Raw genomic sequence first — 18,559 nt, 5'->3', positions numbered from 1 at the left:
TAAAGGCATAGGTAAAACAAATACAGCCCCTGTAAGGATTCGAACAATAAATGACTAACTTTGTAACTTTAAAAAATTAAACATATGGCTTTAGAAATAACCGACGCTACTTTTGACGAAGTAGTTTTAAAAAGTGATAAACCAGTAATGGTAGACTTTTGGGCTGCCTGGTGCGGACCCTGCAGAATGGTAGGTCCGATCATTGATGAACTCAGTAAGGAATACGAAGGAAAAGCTGTGGTTGGGAAGGTAGATGTTGATGCCAATCAGGAATTTGCGGCTAAATACGGAGTTCGTAATATCCCTACCGTGCTTGTTTTTCAAAACGGAGAAGTTGTCGGAAGACAGGTAGGTGTTGCACCAAAGACAGCATATTCTGAAGCGTTGGAGCAATTGCTCTAAGCAAGCGTGAAAATGTTATTAAGAAAATAGAGGCCTGATGAGAATCAGGCCTTTTTTTTATGTCCGTATCCGTTTTTAACCTTAAACAAAATAACGTACCTTTTCCTTAAAAATAACCAGTATGGCATCGATTTTTACCAGGATTATCAAGGGGGAAATCCCCAGTTATAAGATCGCAGAAAATGAGCATTGTATCGCCTTTTTAGATGTTAACCCGAATACAAAGGGTCATACGCTTTGCGTACCCAGGAAAGAAGTTGACAAGATCACCGATCTTGACAACGAGACGTATATGGAGCTCATGGCATTTTCAAGAAAGGTGGCCCTGGCCGTCGAAAAGGCAATGGACTGCAAGCGGGTCGGGATCGCCGTCATCGGCCTGGAAGTGCCGCATGTGCATGTACACCTGATTCCGATATCAAAAATGGCTGATATGACCTTTCAGCAAAAGGTGAATCTGGAGAAGGAAGAATTCGAGTCGATCGCTCAACAGATCAGAAGTCAGTTGTGAAGAGATTCTGTTGCTGCAGGTACCAGTAGATGCCCGCACCGGCAATGATCACTGCGAGTAAGAGTATCCATGAAAGCAGGCGGAGTTTTATTCCTGTGGCCGGTCTTTCAAGTGTTTTAAAGTAAAAATCACGTACTCTTTCTATGTCTTCCGTATACCTCACGGGATAAATAGTAGTCTTGCATTTGGAGCATTTCAGAGACTCTGTGATGGTGCTTGTTGCTTTGGTGTAAAGAAGATTTTCCAAGTGCTTCTGATAGAACTGAAGCCTCAGGCTGTCATTCGAATAGCATTCAGGGCAATTGTTACTTAGTTCAGCTTCTTTGATCAATGTGGCGTTAACACTCATTTTTCGGCCGTATTTAGGGTTATTTGTATGGTCGTTCCTTTTCCAAGCACAGAATGTAAAACCCTCACCTTTCCTTTGTGGTAATCTTCGATGATGCGCTTCACCAGTGATAATCCGAGGCCCCACCCCCTTTTTTTGGTGGTAAAACCCGGTTTGAAGATTCTGCTGTAATCGCTCTTTGGAATACCTTTTCCGGTATCTTTAACGTTCACCTTTACCATTTTCTTGTCTTCCAGCACTTCCAGGGTAAGATCTCCTTTGCCTTTCATAGCGTCTATGGCATTGTTGATGAGGTTTTCTATAGTCCAGCTGTACAGTTGCGTATTGAGATTGGCATAGATCACCTCCTGATTGCTGTGGAAGTTAAAATGCACCAGTTTTGAGCTTCTCGCCTGCAGGTATTCGTAAGTGTTCCGGGTTTCTTTGACGATATCATGCATTTCCAGTGACGGTACCGAACCGATCTTGGAAAATCTTTCGGTGATGGTTTCCAGTCTTTTGATGTCTTTTTCTATTTCCCGGGTGATCGTAGGGTCTGTATTTTCTGCCTTAAGAAGCTCGTTCCAGCCTAAAAGAGATGATATGGGGGTGCCGATCTGGTGTGCTGTTTCTTTCGCCATACCGGCCCAGAGCTTATTCTGATCAGAATTACGAGCCGTGCGAAAAAAGAAGTAAACCACGGTGGCAAACAACAGAATGATAAGTATGAGGGCAATGGGGTAGTATTTAAGATTGTTGAGTACCTGGGAGTTTCCGTAATACAGGGTGCCGTAGATGTCGTTCTTGTAACTGACCTCTATGGGGCTGTTTTCTTCTGCGAACTGCCTGATCTTTTCCTTGAGGTAGGCTGAGTCTGCCGCTCTTTTCTCCGGAATATTGTTGATACGCATCTCGCCTTCCTTCCCTACGTAAATCATCGGGGTGGTATTGTTGTTCTTTAAAACTTCGAGGGTGAGATCTCCCAGGTCTTTTTCCAGGTCGGTGGTTTGCAGGAATTCTGCCTGGGCTTCAGCCCAGATTTTCATCTTGGTTCGTTCTTCCTCCTTGAATCGCTGAAAAAACACATAGGTGTTCGAAAGTATCGATACCACAATAACGAAAGAAGAAATGATCAGGATCCAACGTGTGGTTTTTTTCATACGATTTAAAGCTGGGCTTGGTGTATAAAGATAGCGTAAAAGCTATAAATTAAAACTTTAGGTCTCCTTAAAACATTTTTTATTGGGCATGAGAATGGCTATTTTTGCCCAAAGTCATATCATGATATCAATTGAACCTTCATCTGTAAAGACGGCCGAATTGCACCGATATCTTCTCGGGGCTGTCGGACCGAGACCGATCGCTTTTGCAAGTACCGTCGACGAATCGGGAAAGCCCAACCTCTCTCCTTACAGCTTTTTTAATGTGTTCAGTTCAAACCCGCCGGTGATGATCTTTTCACCCAACCGCAGGGTTAGAAATAATACTACCAAGCACACCCTTGAAAATGCGGAAGCAACCGGGGAAGTGGTGATCAATGTGGTTAATTTCGATATCGTTCAACAGATGTCGCTCAGCAGCACCGAATATGATAAAGGGGTCAATGAATTTGAGAAATCAGGGCTTACGATGCTGCCTTCTGATAAGGTGAAACCCTTCAGGGTGGCCGAATCACCTGTACAATTCGAGTGTAAAGTTCGTGAGATCATCAAGCTTGGTGAAACCGGAGGAGCCGGGAACCTCATTCTTTGCGAGGTGCTTAAGATGCATATATCTGAAGAGGTGCTCGATGAAGAGGGAAATATCGATCAGCATCGCATCGACCTGGTCAGCAGAATGGGAGGGAACTGGTACAGCCGTTCCAATATGGGCTTATTTGAGGTGCCGAAACCACTGGCCACCCTCGGCATAGGGGTAGACCGCATCCCTGAATCGATCAGGTTGAGCAAAGTGCTAACCGGAAACGACCTTGGTAAATTAGGAAATGTGGAAGCCCTGCCGACACCCGATGAGGTCGAGGCGTTCATCAGCGGTAATATAGAGGCTAAATCGGTACTAAGCAGTGATGATGAGAAAAAAATACACCGGCAGGCCCAATTGTACCTGGAAACCGATGATGTGTCTTCTGCCTGGAATTTATTGATGGCAGCAAATCAAATAAAAAAATAAATACGCAATTATAATGGAAGTACAAGGAAGAATTAAAATGATCGATGACACTAAAACCTACGGAAACAATGGTTTTAGAAAGCGCGAGATGGTCGTGACCACCGAAGAGCAATATCCACAGCATCTGATGATCGAATTCGTTCAGGATAAATGTGAATTGTTAAACAATTTCCAGGTGGGTCAACAGGTAAAAGTAAGCATTAATCTACGTGGAAGAGAATGGACAAACCCACAGGGAGAAACCAAATATTTTAACAGCATACAGGGTTGGCGTATCGAGCAGTTGCAGCCTGCAGCTCCAGATCAGGGAGTGCCGCCCGTGCCACCTGCAGATGCTTTCGAGCCGGCAAATGATTTTAATGAAGAAGATCACGACGATCTTCCCTTCTGATACGACAAGCCCTTCTTTTCCTGAAGGGCTTTTTTTATGGCTGAAAAATGGGTATACAACATTTGCAAACCTTACGGCGTTTATCAGGTATGCGATGATGCAGGAGAAAGCAAGGGAACCGGAATGGCAGGGGATAAATACTAAAAAAGCTCCGGCAAGCAATAACCGGAGCTTTATCTTGTGGTTTTAGGTTCACCTTTACATTAAACTCAAAAAGCAATGATGAAAATAAATAGTTAGTAAAGGTTACTGTAAATTTGTAGTAAATTATTATTAACTCCAAGAAATTTCATGCAAAAAGTAAATAATAGCGGTAAAATAATTTAATCTCTTATTTACATATGTATTTTCTGACAAAAGACTTATGGTTTCCTCCTTTATCTGCGGCCAGTGCTGAAGGCATAGTGGCTTTGGGGGGCGATTTGTCTCCGGAAAGACTGTTACTGGCCTATCAGAGCGGTATCTTCCCCTGGTTTGAAAGCGATGACGATATTATTTTATGGTGGAGTCCGGATCCGCGTATGGTGCTTTTTCCTGAAGAATTAAAGATCTCGAAAAGTCTGAGGGCTGAATTGCGAAAAAACAGGTTTCAGGTCACCTTTGACCGGGCCTTTGACCGGGTGATAAATGCCTGCGCTTCCATCAGGAGATCCGGCCAGTCAGGAACTTGGATAACCGATGATATGAAACAGGCATACGCAGAGCTTCACAGGCAGGGCAAGGCGAGGTCTGTAGAGGTGTGGGAGAATGATGAACTGGTAGGCGGACTCTATGGGGTAGACCTTGGAAATGTTTATTGCGGGGAAAGCATGTTTTCAAAAGTGAGCAATGCATCTAAAGTGGGTTTTGTTCATCTGGTGGAACACCTCAGATCTCTCAATTATACGCTTATAGATTGCCAGGTCTATACAGATCACTTATCACGCCTGGGTGCCCGGGAAATTCGGAGAAAGGAGTTTATAGAGCATCTCAGGGATTGATATGAAGTTAAGAGTTATGGGTTAAGAGTGAAGAGTAGTAAATCCTCAAGCCTGGGGTGTACTGCAGCTCGCTTTAGATCACTGAAAACCGGTCGCCGTGAGTTGAGGCTTCTAATCCACCTATCTATTTACCTGCTATCCATGTACCGATGTACCCGTTTACCTGCCTACCCATCTACCCATCTACCCATGTACCCATGTATCCACTTACCCATTTACCTGCTTCCCCAGCTCCCTGACTTCGTCATGTCTGAAACAGTCTGTCTCATGATCATTCACCATTCCTGTAGCCTGCATATGGGCATAGATCACGGTGCTGCCGACAAAAGAGAACCCCTTTTTTTTCATGTCTTTGCTAATGCGATCACTTAGCGGGGTGGTGGCCGGGGCTTCTCTGTAATTCGTTACCTGGTTCTGTATGGGTTCGTGATCGACGAATTGCCAGATGTAATTGCTGAAACTGCCGAACGCTTGCTGAACCTGCATAAAAGCCCGGGCATTCTGAACGGTGGCAGCTATTTTCAATTTGTTTCGTACGATACCGGCATCGTTTCTTAACTCCTCCAGTTTTTGGTCATCGTATGTTGCAATTTTCCGATAATCGAACTGATCAAAGGCTCTTCTGAAATTCTCCCGTTTTCGCAGTATGGTAATCCACGATAATCCTGCCTGGAAGGTTTCCAGGATCAGGAATTCAAAAAGCCTGTCATCGTCGATAACCGGCACTCCCCATTCCTCGTCGTGATATGCCTCATAGAGAGGATCTCCTTCACACCAGCCGCATCTTTTAATATTCATCACTTTGGTTATTTTTGCTCCCTGAAAGTGGTTTTCGTAAGGTTTTGACTTTATTCCCACTAATGTAGAGCATTTTAGATTTTAGAACAACAGATGGAAACAAAGTTGACCGGTGAAATTATGATTGATTCGGCCTTAAATCGTTCTCTCGATTATGAGGCATATAAAGCCCTGGTAGATGAATTGCTGCTGCAGGGACGTTCTACCGGAAAGGTACAGAGCGAGGCAATGAATCATTACAGTATGCTGAATCAGCGTCGGATGAGACGTCTCGATAAAACTTTCAAACTGGGAGAAGATGATCTCGACCGTTTGTCATCGCTTTCAGTTCCCATGACCATGCTGGTGATCAGTGAGGGGTGGTGTGGTGATGCTGCCCACGCACTTCCGGTGCTTAATAAGATCGCTCAGGCATCAGACCAATTGAAACTGCGTATTGTTTTTAGGGATGAAGAAGAACGATTAATGGATCGGTTTCTGACCAAAGGAGCCCGCTCCATTCCGAAAGTGATTCTTCTCGACCGAGAGAATCAGGTTATGGGTGAATGGGGGCCCAGACCCTCGGTGGCAACGGCCATGGTGGATAAGGAAAAATTGCTGAAAGGCGTTTTGAGTCCTGATTTTAAGAAAGATTTGCAACTTTGGTACAACAAAGACAAAGGTGTGAATATAAAGAATGATATTCTGGATTTACTCTCCCTGGAACAGGTAGGTAATTGAGCCAAGCTGCTCGGAACGGGATGATGCGTCAAAGCGAGCCTGTTTCGCATAATAGATGGCGTTTTCGACCAGGCAACCGTTATCGGTAGTAGAGCTTTTGTCATTAAAGTCTGCATCGGTTACCCTGCCCAGGGCATCGACCTTAATATTGATCACCACTTTGCCAAAACTCTCGCAGGTGTAAATAGGGTTTGGAAGGTCCCGGTGCATGCGGTCAACCAGACTGTAGGTGATCGTGGTACGCCTTTTTACGTTTACCTTTTCTTCTTCTCCTTTTTCCAGGTTTTTCTGAAGCATCTCTTTTTGCTTCTTTAGCTTCTCGGTAAATTCTTTTGCCAGTCCCAGATTTTCTGATAATTCGTCCAGGTCTTGAGGCGATTGATCTTCTGAAGCATTTTCCTGCATCTCCTGGGTGAGTTCTTCCAGTGTTTTAAACTCTTCGATTTCTTTGGCGTACGAACTCTTGGCAGCTTCGTTATAGGCCTGATGGGTTTCCAGTTCGGTCATTTTAACCTCTTCCTGTGGAATTTCTTCGAGCAGTTCCTCATCGAAGCTGAGTTCATAGAGAAACTCTTCTTCCTTTTCACCGGCCATCCTGATATTGAATAAGATCAACAAAAAAATACCCATGATACAAAAGGTGATGATCAGGGATAATTGTTTGTTACTCAGATTCATTTTAACAGACTTGGTCTTTAAATATAGCAATTATTTTCTTTTAAGATTCAGCAATCCTTCCTGCATAGGTATCAGGACTCTCTGCATTATCTACGTTGAAATCTCCTATTTTGGTTCTTCGCAGGGAAGAGAGATAGGCTCCTGATTCCAGAAGGTTCCCCAAGTCGTGAGCCAGGGATCGTATATAAGTGCCCTTGCTGCAAACCACACGAAATGCGATCTCCGGAAATTGTGATTGGTCGATATCAAAATCGTATATGGTAACCTCTCTCGCTTCTGTGGTGACGTCTTTTCCTTGTCTGGCAAGTTCATACAGGCGTTTTCCATCTTTCTTTATAGCTGAGAAAACAGGGGGGTGCTGAGCGATCACACCGGTGAGTTTTTCTGCAGCTATACGAAGCTTTTCTTCAGTTATATGATCAACCGGGTAATGCTGATCTATCTCTGTTTCCATGTCGTATGAGGGGCGGGTGGCGCCCAGTTTGATGGTTCCGGTATATTCCTTAACCTGACCCTGGATATCGGGAATCTTCTTGGTGAATTTCCCGGTACAAATCACCAAAAGGCCGGTGGCCAACGGGTCAAGGGTGCCGGCATGACCTACCTTGATCTTTTTGAGTTTGTACCGTTTCTTAATGGCCCATTTGATCTTGTTTACCGCCTGGAAGGAACTCCACCCCAGGGGTTTGTCAACCAGCAGAACCTGTCCTGCTTTAATAGCCTCTTCTGTAAATTCCATAGGTAAAATGGTGTCACCGGTTCGGTGACAAACTTAATCAATAATAGTAATATCCCAGTACGATAGACAACAGGCCTACAATAAAGCAATAGACTGAAAAATAGGTGAGTTTACTTCTTTTGACCAGGCTGATCATCCAGGTACAGGCCGCTATACCCGAAATAAAGGCGGCTGTAAAGCCGATCAGCAGTACGCCTGACTGGGCGTTTTCCGAGGTAAGTGCACCCGACAACAGGTCTTTTGCGATCTTTCCGAAGATAAGAGGCACGACCATAAGGAATGAGAATCTGGCAGCTTTTTCCTTATCATTACCCAGCAATACAGAGGTGGATATGGTGGCTCCTGAACGCGAAATACCCGGAAGCATGGCGATGGCCTGTGCGATCCCTATGACAAACGCGTTGCGGTAGCTCACACTTTTTTCTGTAAACCTTGCCCGGTCTGCAAGCCAAAGCAGCAGGGCGGTAATGATGAGCATGAAACCTACCAACAGAATATTCCCTCCAAAAAGCAATTCCAGCTGCTCCTCGAAAAAGAAGCCTACGAGGGCTGCCGGGATCATCGAAATGATGATCTTAAGGCTGAATATCTTTTCGTCATTCCAACTCGCGGTGAAAAGTCCGGTAAGCAGTTCCAGGATATCTTTGCGAAAGACCACCAGGGTACTGAGTGCGGTGGCAAAATGTAAAACGACGGTAAACAGCAGGCTTTCCTCAGGGATGGATTCGTCTCCTAAAAGGGCCTTCCCGAGTTCGAGATGTCCGCTTGAAGAGACAGGTAAGAATTCAGTAAGCCCCTGGATGATTCCCAGGATTATGGCATCAAGTGTGTCCATGGTGATTTTTTAGGCAGAGAAAGAAAAACCTGTTAGCTTTCCTTTTTGTCAGTATTCGGATTCAGGAGGATGGCGTAGACCTCTATGGCAAAACCGATAAGTACCAGGGTGGGAGCCAGTCGGATTCTTCTGAAGCTGAAGATCTCAGGATTGAACACCTGGGGATCGTCACTTCCGCCGCCACTCATCAGTATAAACCCTAAAAGAATTACCCCCAGGCCTATGAACATGAATATGTAGTTCTTGCGCTCGAAGATGAAAGTTTTGTGTGCCGAATGGGTCACTCTGTTCTTTTTGCCGGTCATCTGTTTTTTACTCATAGCAGATCAATAATATAAATCGTCGGTTCTCAGGTTGAGAAAACGCTGGGTTGCAATATACGTGCTTATATAAGTTATCACAATACCCATAGCGAAAATACCCAGACAAAGCATCCCGAGAGTTTCAGGTTCTCCCAGTAGCTGCATCTGCGGAAATCTTTGGTCGAGATAATATAAGCCGGCTACCAGAGCTATAATGGCCACCACGGCACCTATCATTCCGAGTTTGACACTTTTCCAGATAAAGGGGCGCCTGATAAATCTTTTGGTCGCTCCCACCATTTGCATGGTTTTGATGATAAATCGCTTGGAATAAACCGAGAGCCTGATCGAACTGTTGATCAATAGAACGGCTATCAGGGTGAATACTCCACTGGCTACCAGGATCCAGAAGCTCATTCTGCGCACATTCTCGTTCAGCAATGATATCAGTGGCTGATCGTATGACACTTCATCCACAAAAGACCGGTTCTGCAGGTCGGCAGCGATCATCTGAATGCTGTCGTTGGCTACATAATCGGCTTTAAGGCGAAGGTCTATCGAGTTTTGAAGCGGATTGTATCCCAGGTATTCCAGAAAGTTCTCCCCGATCTCCTTACTGTGCATTTCGGCGGCCTCGTCTTTTGAAACAAATGATGCTTCTCTGGTATAATCGGCCATGGCCAGGCTTTTTTGAAGCTGGGAGATCTCAACTTCCTTGGCATTGTCTTTAAGAAAAACCGTAATGGCTACCTGTTCCTTGAAGTGATCGGCCAGTTTTTTGGTATTGATCACAAGTAATCCCAGTACCCCAAGCAGGAAAAGCACCAGGGCGATGCTGAGTACCACCGAGAAGTAGGAAGATATCAGTTTGCGTTTCTGATAGCGTTCAAAAGATTTGCTCATTACGGGAGAAATTGCTGGTGTAAAAGTAATAAAGTAAATTTAATCACTATAATAATTGTAACGTCATAAGCATGCAAATTCTTGTATACGGAATCGGGGGAGTAGGCGGGTATTTCGGAGGCAGACTGACCCTGACCGATTCGCGTGTCACCTTTCTGGCTCGTGGAGATCACGCAGAGGCCATAAAGAGAGACGGTCTTAAGGTCAGGAGCATCTATGGAGATTTTCTGGCTGTGCCCGACCTGGTGACAGATCGCGTTGATGAAGCAGGAAACCCAGACCTCGTTCTGCTCTGTACCAAGACCTGGCAGGTTGAAGAAGCTGCAGCTGAATTGGCAGCAATTCTGAAGCCGGATTCGGTGGTGATCCCGTTGCAGAACGGAGTGAACAACGCTGAAAAACTGGCACGTATCTTAGGTGAGGAAAGGGTGATGGGCGGACTGTGCCGCATCATAAGCAAGATAGATAATCCGGGGGTGATCAATCATTTTGCCTTTCACCCTCAGATCATTTTCGGAGAATTGTTCGACAAGAACTCCCAACGTGGCATCCACATTAAATCGCTTTTCGATAAAGCCGGCTTTGACAGCCGTCTCAGTGAAGATATCGAGCTGGAGATCTGGAGAAAATTCCTGTTTATCTGTACCCTGAGTGGAATGGGAGCGCTTACCCGTTCAGAGGTAGGAGTGATGAGGGAAGACCCTGAAATACGATCGCTGATGAAAGAAACCGCCCGGGAAATTATCAGGGTGGCAAATGCCAGAAAAGTCTTCCTGGGAGATGAAGATCTGAATAAAACCTTTGAAGCTATCGATAAACAGGATTATCACACCACCGCCTCTGTACAAAGAGATATAATGGCGGGAAGACCCTCTGAGATTGACGATTTTAATGGGTATATTGTTCGGGAAGCAGAGCGTTTGAAGGTAAAGGCCCCGGTCAACCGTTTTATATATAATTGCTTGATGCCGCAGGAAAGAGCAGCTCGAAAGAGATTAATAGACAAAAATGAATCTACAAAAGGAACTGAATAACATAAAGCTGGCGGGAAACCTCGAACTGATTGCCAATCAGGTGGTCGAAGGCTTTATCAGTGGCATGCATAAAAGTCCTTTTCACGGCTTTTCTTCTGAATTTGCCGAGCATAAGATCTATAATCCCGGAGAGAGTACCCGTCATATAGACTGGAAGTTGTTTGCCAAGACAGACCGGCTGTATACCCGCAGATATGAAGAAGAGACGAATCTGCGCTGCCACCTGATCATCGATAATTCTTCTTCCATGCATTATCCCGAGGTGGGTGAGCAATCTGTACACCGGTACAACAAGATCGGGTTTTCTGTTCTCGCAGCTGCAGCCCTTATGAATATCTTTAAGCGGCAACGCGATGCTGTCGGATTGAGTGTTTTCTCTGATGACTATGAATTCTACGCGCCTGAGAAGGGAAGTGAACGTCATTTCAGCCTGGTGACCAATACGCTTGAATCATTGCTGGAAACCGGTAGTAGAGGTAAGGGAACAGATACTTATACCTACCTGCATCAGATAGCAGAGAAAATTCACAGAAGAAGCATGATCTTTCTCTTTACCGATATGTTCCAACCCGATATTGAACAGGATGCTCTTTTTTCTGCATTGCAGCATCTCAAATACAACAAACATGAGGTGATTCTTTTTCACGTTATGGATAAGGCTCATGAGTTCCTGTTTGATTTTGACGGCAAACCGGGGAGGTTTACCGATGTGGAAACGGGACAAAGCATCGATATTTTTTCAGAAAATTACCAACAGGTTTATCAGGAGGAGATCGCTAAATTCTTCAAGGCGATACAGTTGCGTTGTGCCCAGTATCGAATCAAGTATGTGGAGGCCGATATATCAAGAGACCTGGAAAATATTTTGCTTACCTACCTTGTTGAAAGACAAAGGTTTGTGTGATTGTTTCGATGAGATTTTTAATTTTCTTTCAAAAAGGTTTGTGTTATTAAAAATGGGGTGTATATTTGCATCCGCAATCAAGAAAGGTCTGGTAGTTCAGTTGGTTAGAATACATGCCTGTCACGCATGGGGTCGCGGGTTCGAGTCCCGTCCAGACCGCTTTCAAATTCAAAAGCTCCTCTAAAACAGAGGAGCTTTTTTTATGGGGCTGATTTTAGGGGTTAACCGGCATTGCCTCGAATTTCATATCTGCTGTTTATAATGTAGCGACAGTTTCCTTCCCGCTTATCTCAGTCACCTCCCCGGCTTGAAAAATCACCTCTGTAATCTGAAGAATTTACAGATTTTGAACTCGCTTAAATTTGTTGGCACAGAGAATACTTTCATGTTTAAATAAATGATCTTCAAACTGTAACAAGTCAACTTTTGTTTCATCTGTAAGCAGCATTAAATTAAATATCCTGTTCAAAATATTTTTGCAAAAGATGTTGATTTATGTATTTAATTTACAGTGTTTTACAAGTGTGTTTTTATAACAGATGAAATATGTTTTTGGTTTTGTATTCGGTTGTCTGATGCAATGGAATACAGTGGGACAAACCCTCGTTAGCAGGGAAGCGGCACTAGGAGATATCGATTTTTTTAACAAGACCCTTTTGGCAGTGCATTATGACCCCTATTTTTACGTTAGCCGCGAAGAATACGATCGGCATGTCAACCTGATTAAGGAAGGGATCACAGACTCTGTACATCCAAAGGATTTTATAAAGGCGCTCTACAAATTAACTTCGGTTCTTGAAGACGGGCATACCGCACCTTCAATCAGTCAGAAAGTGCTGGGAGCAGAATTAAGTAAAAGCCAATTCTTTCCCTGGCCTGCCATCATTCATGATGAAAAATTATTTCTATCTGAAAGTACAGCTGAAAAAGCAGGAATTCCCGGAGCTTGTGAGGTTGTAGCCATTAATGGGCACCAGTCTGGACCTTTGCTTCAAAATGTTTTGACGAACATGGGTGGCTTGCCTGAATTCGGTGAGTCATTTACAAATAGTGTCCTTGCATATTTTCTTTACCTCGAAGGAATTAGTGCACCTTTTGCCATTGAATATGTGACCACAGATGGTAAGCACGGTGTGGTAACCACAGCTGAAGGTATTGATTTCGTTGAAAGCATCAGGCTGACACTGCCGGGGCTTCTGGAGGGCAATGCGTATAAGGTTCTGCAGGATGATACCGGGTATATCAATTTCGCCACCATGAGTGGCGAATGGGAGGATTGGAGTGCACTCCTGCAGCAGGCTTTCGATGAATTCAGAAAGAATAATATCAGTCGGGTAGTGATAGACCTTCGGCAGAATCTGGGCGGAAATTCGATTTTGGGGGAGGTGCTTTTCGGATTCATTACAGACAAGCCTTTTCAGTTGCAAGGTTCGCGCGATTGGCGAATCAGCCAGCAGTATAAGGATCAGCTTTTGGAAAGCGGAAATACAGACAGTGAATACCATTCACAAAATAATGGCAGTCTGTGGCACATGGGTAATTGTGAATCGGCCGTAAGCAGGATGCAGGTCGACGAAAAGTTTACCGGTGAAGTGTTTCTGGCCACAGGGCCGCTCACGTTCTCCAGCGCGAATATGGTTGCCGATGCTGCAAAAACAGCTGATATAGGCACTCTGATTGGTGAACCGACCGGAGAAAACACCAATGATTTTGGAGAAGTCTACAGTTTTGCATTGCCTGCATCGGGAATTATTATGCAGGTAACCACAGCGATGGATTACGGCGCAGGCTGTGACCCTGAGATCTTTAGTCCGGTAGTCCCTGACATCATCGTCAAGCCTGCCCTGGAAGATAAACTGGCAGAAAGGGATGTTGTGCTGGAGTATATTTTTAAAAAACCGGTAAAAGTGAATTAAGACTGCCGTTCATCCCGGGTTTCTATATGTAATGATGGGTCAGGACAGGTGAGTTTAGCCCATTTTTAATGCCGGTCTGGCGGGCATAAGCAGGCTGTTATTATTAAAAAATAAGAAAAAGTGGGGCTGATTCAATCAGGCTTTTTTATATTTGCAACGTTGTGTTGTCGGTCGTGCTTGTCACGATCGTGGTTTAGTAATTAAACCGAATGAAAGGCTTTCCGGTATAGGAAGGCTTTTTTTGTTTCAAATCATACTGAACAAGCTAATCTGACTAAAAATCGACAACGATCCCTAAACTCGGAATGATCTGGCCGGTATCGCTTTCGATCTCCACCAGGCTGCGGGGTTCGGTCACGCTGCCGTCAGGGTTTCTGGCAAGGCCGTATTCAGGCGGTTGAGGAATGTTTTGACTCAATACATTCTGGGCTTCAATAAAGACATCAAGCGATAAGGCCTTGAAATTCCATTTCTTGTCGATACGCAGGTCAAGCTGACTGAAAATATCCAGCTTCTCCTCTCCGAGGCGGTTGTAATCCAGAATGACCTCAGGATAATTGGCAAGGGTAGCATCCCTGTCGGTGGGTACGAAAGGTGTTTCTCCGGCAAAACGGTACCGGGCGCTGATCTCCCAGTTACGACTGAATTTGTATCCCCCGGTAAAGGAGACCAGATGACGACTATTCCATACAGAGGGTGAATATTCACTTGGGTCAAAGCCTGTAAATTCACTTCTAAACCAGGTGTAGGCGAAGATTCCGTAAAAATTGTTGGTGAGCTTTTGCTGGAATTGCAGTTCCATTCCGTAGCTGCGGCCCTTACCTACGGTTTCTACGGCTTCATTTCCCAGCACTTCAAAACCACCCCCCTTGTTAGCCAGGGAGACACTGTCAAGCACTGATACCGGGTAATCGTCATAGCGTTTATAAAAACCTTCAAGGGAAATACTTGATGAAGGACTGAAATAATGCTGAATCCCCAACACCAGGTGATCGCTTTGGGTATACTTCACATCCCGGTTAATAAGTTCCCCTGTATTGCTTCTGAAGCCGAGGATGGTATATGGGGGCAGTTTGAAATACCTGCCTGCAGATCCGTTAAGCCTCCAGTTGTCTATGAACTCGTAAGACACAGACAGCCTGGGGGAAAAGGTCGACAACAGATCACTTCCATCGGTAAAGGTGTCATCGTCCATTCTGAAACCAAACGAAACGTCAAGGCGGTCTGAGAAGAAAGACCGGGTGAGGTTTGAAAAGAAACCGTATTTATAAAAATCGATAGCGGTATCAAAGCGAATATCATCTGTCACATTCAGGGTCTCGTTCTCATAATCTGAACGCTGTGTGTTGAACCCGGCAGATAGCTTCCATCCGCCAAAGAATTTGGTAAGGGCGTAACGCAGTTTGGTCTCTGTTTCTGAGGCATCATTGCTGAAGATCACCCCGGTTTCATTTTCCGGATCCCGGTAGCGGGTGAAATCGTTGATCAGCGTATTCCTGCTAAGGGTTGTTTCCATAAATCCTGTACCATCTTTCAACCTGCGCTTCCAGGTGATACCCGTCGCATTGGTTCGTTGTTCTATGAACGGAGCCTGTTCTAATTGTGCCTGTTGTTCTTCGTTAAACTCATCGGGAGCCTCCAGGGTAAAGTCATCAATAGAGCCGATCCCGATAAGGCTGATCTCATTGTATTCATCTATGACGTGGTTCACTTTGAATTGGTAATCCCAGTAATTAGGTCTGAAAGGGAGCCCGATGGCTTCAAACAGAAATTGCAGATAACTGCGTCGCACCGAAGCCAGGAAGGTGGTTTTGGCGGTTTCGCTGTCTTTTTTGAAAAGCGGTCCTTCCAGCGTAAGGGCCGCTTCGGAAGCGCTCACCCTGAAGTTGCCATTGAAATTCCGGTTGTTACCCTTCCTTTGAGAAAATCGCAGTACTCCTGAAAGCGGATTGTCATAGCGGGCGCCAAAAGCAGAGGTCGAGAGGGTGACATCTTCAATAAAAGATACGTTGATCAGACCCACCGGCCCCCCGGCACTCCCCTGGGTGGCAAAGTGATTTACGTTGGGAATCTCCATACCATCGAGATAGTATACCGTTTCGTTGGGCGCCCCCCCTCGTATGATCAGATCATTTCTGAAACCGCCTATGGAAGGAGATACTCCCGGCAGGGTCTGGGCCACCTGTACCACATCATTATTGCTGCCCGGATAGGTTGCAATCTCGACTGCTGATAAGGTCTGTGTCGATAGCGGCGTTTCCCTGGGCCTGCTTATTTTGTTGCGGTTGGTAACGACCACTTCCTGCAATTCTTCAGCAGACTCTTTCAAGGTAAAATTGTAATTCGGGGTTCCTTTTGATCGCACTATGATGTTGTATCGTGTCTGAGTTTCATAGCCGATATAGCTTACGACAAGGTTATACGAACCCGGGGGAATATCTCTGATCTCATACCGGCCGTTCATATCGGTTTGTGTACCCATATTGGTGCCTTCGAGGTAGACTGAAGCTCCCGGAATGGGCTCTCCTGTCTGGTCTGTTACTTTTCCGAAAAGTTCACCCGTGACCTGTGCAGTGAGGGGCTGAAAGGACATTAATAGTAAACCCAGGGTCAAAAGAAACTGTATTTTGAAAACCTGAGAAACCCTTCTTTCTAATCTTGATGAAGGTGTTGATGATCTTTTGTCCATGATAGAGCTATTGAGGTTTTTACTTTAAACTGACGATTTCGGGTTCGTGGCCGGGGCTGTTTTTTATGACAGTCGACCTGATTGTTGTTGATACAAATGTAATCATCACCGAATTATTATGATGATTTATGAAGAACAATATTGGAAGAAGGGGATTATGAAATACTACAAGGTCATCCTTGCACTAAAAATGTGATGGTAGAAATCCAGTTTACGAAACAGAAGAGTGAACGGTTTGGTTAGAAGATTAGGCTTGCTGAGGGGGGTAGGTAAAATAAGTCTACTAAATCTATAGATATTTCGTCAAAAATTAGTAAGTTAAAACTTACATTAATGCTGTTATGTGATGATTTTCGATAAAGCGTAGCAAAAAACGATTAAGCCGACTGATCATTTTTCGTTCCGCTTTATGGTTTTTATAACTTTCACCTAATCATTGCTATTAACCAACCCCCTGCATATGAAAAAGCAGAAATTCATCAAGGCTTGCGAACGTATTATGTTGGAGCGCTTGAAAAAAGATGCAAGTGTTCGCGCCTGTATCGGAACTCCTCTTGAAAGGCAATTAGTTTTGCGATCACTTTCAGGTTCGCTGTGTTTGTGCAGATCTCTTATGAATGACCTGAATGAATCGGCACAGTTTGAACTGAATGAGCATGAAATAGAAGAGGTGTTAAATGAATCCTATCGCAACATCAGAGTCGTTTATGCCTCGCTTGACTGGCATAGTCATTCTCAGCAAATGGAAGTGCTTAAGAATTAAGTCTTCCCGGAGTAGCTGAGGCTAACTAACTTCCCTTTTTTTTCGATTCGTCATACGAATCCTTCCCATTATTCGTTATATAATGGTACACCTTTTTTATCCCTCAAATGGTGATCATTGAATATAACAGTTACCGCTTTAAAAGATGCTTCAAAGAATTTTAAGTGGTCAAAGAGATACACCTGAATTTTGTAAAAACCTGCTTAAGGGTGCTGCCATTTACCCGCTTGAGAATAACAGATCGTTTCAAAAGAGTGAAGCAGTCGGTATAGCGGGATGTAAGTAAAAATCCGTTTAATTTTAAGTTGTTTTCCGAAGCTACAGGATCAGGTCTTGTGGCTTCGGAATTTTTATTTCGGATCTATAACAGTTCGAAATCCGAGGTGTTCCTGTCCCGAGTCAATATCTGTGCCCATTCTGGCCGTAGCTCTGTAACTGGCGCAATAGGAATCACTGCATAGAAATGAACCGCCCTTGGTGACCTTTTGAGCGGTATATGGATTAGAAGGGTTGTTATATTCTTCAGGACCTTTTGGGTTTACCAGTTCTCCTTTCTTTCGTGCCTGCAGGTAGTAATCTGAGCTATACCAGTCTGTGGTCCATTCCCAGACATTTCCTGCCATGTCATGTAATCCGAATCCGTTTGGGGGGTACGATGCTACTGGGGCCAGACGGGAATAGCCGTCTTCCAGGGTTTCTTCTTCGGGAAAAGGACCGGTCCACGTATTGGCATTTTCTTCCAGTTTTTCACGCTCATCTCCCCAGCTGAAAGTTCGATCTGTAAGACCTCCGCGGGCCGCAAATTCCCATTCAGCTTCCGTGGGAAGTCTTCTCCCTTTCCACTCACAATAGGCCAGGGCATCTTCGAAAGCAATATGAACTACCGGATGCTTGCCCTTTCCCTCTATAGAGCTTCCCGGCCCCTGTGGGTTTTTCCAGTTCGCCCCTGTTTGCCATTTCCACCACTGGAAATAGTTCATTTCATTCGGGTTGGGGTCATCTGGAATTTCAAATACCAAAGATCCGGGCTGCAACAGGGAATCTTGTGGCTTGGGTGTTCCCGGGGGCACCTGCGTTTTGAGTACCTCCCAGTCAACAGGTCTTTCAGCGACAGTTGTATATCCGGTTGCACGAACAAATTCAGCGAATTCATCGTTTGTGACCTCAGTTCGATCCATGAAAAAGCCATCAACACGTACCGGGTGTGCCGGCTTTTCGTGCGGCCAGGCTCTCTGGTCGCTCTCCGGGGCACCCATGGTGAAATTACCCCCGGGTATCCAGACCATTCCCTCTGGAGCCGGGTGTGGCGCCTTTATCTCCTCTCCGTTTTTTACAGTTGCGGATGCGGTATCTGATATCTTTTCTTTACAGGCAGAGAAAAGTATGATCAATATCGATAAGCAGGCAGCTTTTCTGTATTGCATGAAAGTGAACAAATTTAAAATCAATGAAATAAATATAGGGGAATCTTCCTTTTCTGTTCGTGAAAGGGGATGA

General features: G+C 44.8%; 20 protein-coding genes and 1 tRNA gene. 11 read left to right on the top strand and 10 right to left on the bottom strand.

The features are described 5' to 3' along the window. Positions 1 to 84: 84 nt before the first annotated feature. Together trxA and K7R10_RS07155 are read left to right on the top strand one after the other, a co-directional pair. Positions 85 to 402 (top strand): thioredoxin, encoded by a 318-nt coding sequence (gene trxA / locus K7R10_RS07160; protein WP_224483997.1) that lies wholly within the window; start codon positions 85 to 87, stop codon positions 400 to 402. Between the two features lie 121 nt (positions 403 to 523). Further along, positions 524 to 913 (top strand): HIT family protein, encoded by a 390-nt coding sequence (locus K7R10_RS07155; protein ID WP_224483996.1) that lies wholly within the window; start codon positions 524 to 526, stop codon positions 911 to 913. On the opposite strand, the gene K7R10_RS07150 is transcribed toward K7R10_RS07155, so the two are convergent. Both K7R10_RS07150 and K7R10_RS07145 read right to left on the bottom strand, forming a co-directional pair. Beyond that, positions 897 to 1,262: a hypothetical protein gene (locus K7R10_RS07150; RefSeq protein WP_224483995.1), complete on the bottom strand. Its 366-nt coding sequence runs from the start codon at positions 1,260 to 1,262 to the stop codon at positions 897 to 899. The genes K7R10_RS07155 and K7R10_RS07150 overlap by 17 nt on opposite strands. After that, entirely contained in the window at positions 1,259 to 2,401 is a 1,143-nt protein-coding gene (locus K7R10_RS07145; RefSeq protein ID WP_224483994.1) for a sensor histidine kinase, read from the bottom strand. Before K7R10_RS07145 ends, K7R10_RS07150 begins: the two co-directional genes overlap by 4 nt. Positions 2,402 to 2,522: 121 nt before the next feature. Here K7R10_RS07145 and K7R10_RS07140 point away from each other — a divergent pair, with 121 nt between their 5' ends. The 3 genes from K7R10_RS07140 (at position 2,523) to aat (ending at position 4,781) form a co-directional block, all read left to right on the top strand. Beyond that, entirely contained in the window at positions 2,523 to 3,410 is an 888-nt protein-coding gene (locus tag K7R10_RS07140) for a flavin reductase family protein (protein WP_224483993.1), read from the top strand. Between the two features lie 13 nt (positions 3,411 to 3,423). Further along, positions 3,424 to 3,801: a DUF3127 domain-containing protein gene (locus tag K7R10_RS07135; protein ID WP_224483992.1), complete on the top strand. Its 378-nt coding sequence runs from the start codon at positions 3,424 to 3,426 to the stop codon at positions 3,799 to 3,801. A 341-nt stretch (positions 3,802 to 4,142) separates the two neighbouring features. Further along, entirely contained in the window at positions 4,143 to 4,781 is a 639-nt protein-coding gene (gene aat, locus K7R10_RS07130) for a leucyl/phenylalanyl-tRNA--protein transferase (protein ID WP_224483991.1), read from the top strand. 207 nt (positions 4,782 to 4,988) lie between these two features. On the opposite strand, the gene K7R10_RS07125 is transcribed toward aat, so the two are convergent. Next, the gene (locus K7R10_RS07125) at positions 4,989 to 5,579 is read right to left on the bottom strand and encodes a DNA-3-methyladenine glycosylase I (protein WP_224483990.1); all 591 of its coding nucleotides are present in this window, start codon (positions 5,577 to 5,579) and stop codon (positions 4,989 to 4,991) included. Positions 5,580 to 5,672: 93 nt separating this feature from the next. Here K7R10_RS07125 and K7R10_RS07120 point away from each other — a divergent pair, with 93 nt between their 5' ends. Further along, entirely contained in the window at positions 5,673 to 6,299 is a 627-nt protein-coding gene (locus K7R10_RS07120; protein ID WP_224483989.1) for a thioredoxin family protein, read from the top strand. Here the strand turns inward: K7R10_RS07120 and K7R10_RS07115 are convergent. Genes K7R10_RS07115 through K7R10_RS07095 form a run of 5 tightly spaced genes read right to left on the bottom strand, consistent with a single transcriptional unit; the run spans position 6,270 to position 9,756 of the window. Beyond that, positions 6,270 to 6,977, bottom strand: a complete 708-nt coding sequence (locus K7R10_RS07115; RefSeq protein ID WP_224483988.1) for a hypothetical protein — start codon at positions 6,975 to 6,977, stop codon at positions 6,270 to 6,272. The genes K7R10_RS07120 and K7R10_RS07115 overlap by 30 nt on opposite strands. Before the next feature lie 40 nt (positions 6,978 to 7,017). Continuing rightward, a complete protein-coding gene (gene truB, locus K7R10_RS07110) occupies positions 7,018 to 7,716 on the bottom strand; it encodes a tRNA pseudouridine(55) synthase TruB (protein WP_224483987.1) in 699 nt (232 codons plus the stop codon). 37 nt (positions 7,717 to 7,753) lie between these two features. Beyond that, a complete protein-coding gene (locus K7R10_RS07105; RefSeq protein ID WP_224483986.1) occupies positions 7,754 to 8,551 on the bottom strand; it encodes an undecaprenyl-diphosphate phosphatase in 798 nt (265 codons plus the stop codon). 32 nt (positions 8,552 to 8,583) lie between these two features. Continuing rightward, complete coding sequence (locus K7R10_RS07100; RefSeq protein WP_224483985.1) at positions 8,584 to 8,871, bottom strand: DUF3098 domain-containing protein; 288 nt, start codon at positions 8,869 to 8,871, stop codon at positions 8,584 to 8,586. 6 nt (positions 8,872 to 8,877) lie between these two features. Further along, on the bottom strand, positions 8,878 to 9,756 hold the full coding sequence (locus tag K7R10_RS07095) for a cell division protein FtsX (protein WP_224483984.1): 879 nt from the start codon (positions 9,754 to 9,756) through the stop codon (positions 8,878 to 8,880). A gap of 71 nt (positions 9,757 to 9,827) precedes the next feature. Between K7R10_RS07095 and K7R10_RS07090 the strand changes: the two genes are divergently transcribed. The 4 genes from K7R10_RS07090 (at position 9,828) to K7R10_RS07075 (ending at position 13,610) form a co-directional block, all read left to right on the top strand. Continuing rightward, positions 9,828 to 10,790 (top strand): ketopantoate reductase family protein, encoded by a 963-nt coding sequence (locus tag K7R10_RS07090; protein WP_224483983.1) that lies wholly within the window; start codon positions 9,828 to 9,830, stop codon positions 10,788 to 10,790. Then, on the top strand, positions 10,765 to 11,694 hold the full coding sequence (locus K7R10_RS07085; RefSeq protein WP_224483982.1) for a DUF58 domain-containing protein: 930 nt from the start codon (positions 10,765 to 10,767) through the stop codon (positions 11,692 to 11,694). Before K7R10_RS07090 ends, K7R10_RS07085 begins: the two co-directional genes overlap by 26 nt. 85 nt (positions 11,695 to 11,779) lie before the next feature. Continuing rightward, positions 11,780 to 11,853, top strand: a tRNA-Asp gene (locus tag K7R10_RS07080). Between the two features lie 380 nt (positions 11,854 to 12,233). Further along, positions 12,234 to 13,610, top strand: coding sequence for a S41 family peptidase (locus K7R10_RS07075; RefSeq protein ID WP_224483981.1), 1,377 nt, complete (start codon positions 12,234 to 12,236; stop codon positions 13,608 to 13,610). Positions 13,611 to 13,884: 274 nt separating this feature from the next. Here K7R10_RS07075 and K7R10_RS07070 read toward each other — a convergent pair whose 3' ends face one another. Then, positions 13,885 to 16,299: a TonB-dependent receptor gene (locus K7R10_RS07070; RefSeq protein ID WP_224483980.1), complete on the bottom strand. Its 2,415-nt coding sequence runs from the start codon at positions 16,297 to 16,299 to the stop codon at positions 13,885 to 13,887. Between the two features lie 460 nt (positions 16,300 to 16,759). Between K7R10_RS07070 and K7R10_RS07065 the strand changes: the two genes are divergently transcribed. Next, positions 16,760 to 17,062 carry a hypothetical protein gene (locus K7R10_RS07065; RefSeq protein WP_224483979.1) on the top strand — a complete coding sequence of 101 codons (303 nt, stop codon included), beginning with the start codon at positions 16,760 to 16,762 and terminating at the stop codon, positions 17,060 to 17,062. 350 nt (positions 17,063 to 17,412) lie between these two features. Here the strand turns inward: K7R10_RS07065 and K7R10_RS07060 are convergent, their stop codons facing one another. Next, a complete protein-coding gene (locus tag K7R10_RS07060; protein WP_224483978.1) occupies positions 17,413 to 18,486 on the bottom strand; it encodes a formylglycine-generating enzyme family protein in 1,074 nt (357 codons plus the stop codon). Between the last annotated feature and the right edge of the window lie 73 nt (positions 18,487 to 18,559).

The organism is Robertkochia aurantiaca (assembly GCF_020166495.1).
GTDB lineage: Bacteria > Bacteroidota > Bacteroidia > Flavobacteriales > Flavobacteriaceae > Robertkochia > Robertkochia aurantiaca.
The sequence above is the reverse complement of the archived record's forward strand: the minus strand, read 5'-3'. Positions and strand labels throughout refer to the sequence as shown.